This window comes from Gordonia sp. (in: high G+C Gram-positive bacteria) (assembly GCF_020438995.1).
Classification (GTDB): domain Bacteria; phylum Actinomycetota; class Actinomycetes; order Mycobacteriales; family Mycobacteriaceae; genus Gordonia.
The window spans coordinates 1-2,024 of the sequence record NZ_JAGQTN010000175.1; the positions used below are offsets into that span (position 1 = coordinate 1).

Annotated in this window: 4 protein-coding genes and 1 pseudogene; 2 read left to right on the forward strand and 3 right to left on the reverse strand. The window is 61.9% G+C overall.

Going from position 1 to position 2,024, the window contains the following annotated elements:
• Positions 1-91 precede the first annotated feature (91 nt).
• Positions 92-607 (reverse strand): NfeD family protein, encoded by a 516-nt coding sequence (locus tag KDB67_RS12890; RefSeq protein WP_291016227.1) that lies wholly within the window; start codon positions 605-607, stop codon positions 92-94.
• Between the two features lie 155 nt (positions 608-762).
• Here KDB67_RS12890 and KDB67_RS12895 point away from each other — a divergent pair, with 155 nt between their 5' ends.
• Both KDB67_RS12895 and KDB67_RS12900 read left to right on the forward strand, forming a co-directional pair.
• A complete protein-coding gene (locus tag KDB67_RS12895; RefSeq protein WP_291016228.1) occupies positions 763-954 on the forward strand; it encodes a type II toxin-antitoxin system ParD family antitoxin in 192 nt (63 codons plus the stop codon).
• A gap of 40 nt (positions 955-994) precedes the next feature.
• A pseudogene (locus KDB67_RS12900) lies at positions 995-1,183 on the forward strand (nitroreductase/quinone reductase family protein); the annotation flags it as partial.
• A 91-nt stretch (positions 1,184-1,274) separates the two neighbouring features.
• Here the strand turns inward: KDB67_RS12900 and KDB67_RS12905 are convergent.
• Together KDB67_RS12905 and KDB67_RS12910 are read right to left on the reverse strand one after the other, a co-directional pair.
• Entirely contained in the window at positions 1,275-1,565 is a 291-nt protein-coding gene (locus KDB67_RS12905) for a ribbon-helix-helix domain-containing protein (protein ID WP_291016229.1), read from the reverse strand.
• A complete protein-coding gene (locus KDB67_RS12910; protein ID WP_291016230.1) occupies positions 1,562-1,828 on the reverse strand; it encodes a toxin in 267 nt (88 codons plus the stop codon). Before KDB67_RS12910 ends, KDB67_RS12905 begins: the two co-directional genes overlap by 4 nt.
• Positions 1,829-2,024: the final 196 nt, after the last annotated feature.

The following is a 2,024-nucleotide window of genomic DNA, read 5'->3' on the forward strand; positions in this document are numbered from 1 at the left end:
GCTACGACGGCGACCACTGCGATGATCGTAATCATATGCACCCCGTTTCCCTTGTTGTGTTGTCAGGTCTTTTGTGGCACTGAGACTTCCGTCAGTCCAGTGCCGGAATCGCCACCACCCGTACGTATTCGGCGTCGACATCGCAGATGTACACCTGCGCACCGGCTTTGATCGTTGCAGATTCCTCGGTTCTGGCCTTGAGCCGCACGCGCGCACCGTCAGGATCGGCGATGGTGATCTCGCCCCACCCGTCGGGCTCGATCGGAAGCTCCACCCGGCCGGTCATACCCAGGTACGACGCCCGCCCGAAGTGTGAATTAGATTGTTGCCGAAGCATATACGGAAGCAGGAGGCCCCGGAAGACGCCGACCAGGGCGACACCCACGCCCGCACCGACACCGATTGAGACCCCGGACGGCAGACCGGCGAAGTCGGCACCGAGGCCGCCGGCACCGAACCCGAACAGGGCGATCGCCAGGCTCGTCAGGCTCAGGAACGGCAAACCTCCGTCTCCGACGTCGCCGATATCCCCGATCTCACCTGCGAAGAGCGCGGCCAGCAGCGCGAGCAGACCGATCGCGAAAATGACTCCGAATACAACCGTCACCCACTGCCCCTTCCGTGTGTCCCCTGCGCGATCCCCCGCACCATAGACGGCGGTCATCTCGTCGCGCACGCCTCGCGTAGCCTGAACGGCCGACGCGGCACCCTCGCGACCAGGGAAGTATTATTTGATAATACACCATCCCGAAGGAGATTGCAGTGGCCCGGAACACATCCATCACCCTGGGTGACCACTTCCACACTTTCGTCCACGACCTCGTCGACTCCGGCCGCTACGGCTCGACCAGCGACGTCATCCGCGCCGGCCTGCGCCTGCTGGAGGAACACGAACAACGGATTGCCGCACTCGGCAAGACAACCGAAGAAGTCGACGGCAACCCCGAGCCATAAACGGGCGTACGCTCGTATCCATGCCCGACATGAAGGCCACTACGTCAAGATCATCAAGGCCGATCCCGCGGTCCGAGTGCGCCTGAAAGGCAACTGGCACAACGACATCGCACACCTACTACCCGACGACGACCCCCACGCCCGCCTCAAGCAACTCCCCGGCGGAAACAGCGCCGTCGTCCGTCTCGTCGGCACCGACCTCCGCAGCATCCGCATCGACCTGACCTGACCTGACCTCCACGCGCAACAAAACCGCGTCCCACGAATTTGGTGTCGCAGAATCGGATTCGCGCGACGCAGGTTCGGGTTGTGGTCACCGCTCAGGATGCACGAGCCCACTTGTCGAGGGCCTCACGGATAGCCTCGGAACGAGTCAGATGTTCCCTGTCGGCCCGTGCCATCACAGCGGCGAGTTCGGACTCACTCAGCCGGACCGTGACAGCGTGCGTCGGCTCGTTGGTTCGCGAAGGCCGGCCCGGCTCCCGGAAAGTTGATCCAGGAAATCCCTTCTCGGCGTTCTCGATCAGTCGCGCGAGCACCTCTTCGGTGATCTCCACACCGTTGACAGTGCCGTAGGAGCCATTCACCGGCCTTGCCACCTGCTCACTCATCGAATCCTCCTCTGCATCCTCTCCACCACGGACTTACGTGCCGGCATCGCGTGGATCACCAGATACCTGGTACCACCCCCAAAGCGCAACGCCGCGACTTCCCATGGACGGCCCGCATCGTCGAATGCGAGCCTCATGTATCGCGGCGGCTCGTCATCATCGATCACAACCTCCTCAATACCCTCGATCCACATCCGAACCACTTCATCGGCGCTCAATCCATGTTTGAGTGCCAATTCGTGGACCTGCACCAGCACGTCCATCGCACCACCCCCGCTGTATTTATGTACACGATACTATCCGGAGTTTCGTACACACAACCCCTCACGCCACGGCAATAGGCGGAGGCCTAGAGCAAGCACTCGTGTAAGTGCACGGCGGACTCATCGCTGACGCGCATTTCGGGAACGAGATCGTGCAGTGCCGTCGCGGTGTTGATGATCATGTCGACGTCATGGA

What these genes read in the sequence shown, in the direction of transcription:
- KDB67_RS12905 (WP_291016229.1), bottom strand. Translation starts at nt 1,565, where the DNA reads ATGAGTGAGCAGGTGGCAAGGCCGGTGAATGGCTCCTACGGCACTGTC.
- KDB67_RS12910 (WP_291016230.1), bottom strand. Translation starts at nt 1,828, where the DNA reads ATGGACGTGCTGGTGCAGGTCCACGAATTGGCACTCAAACATGGATTG.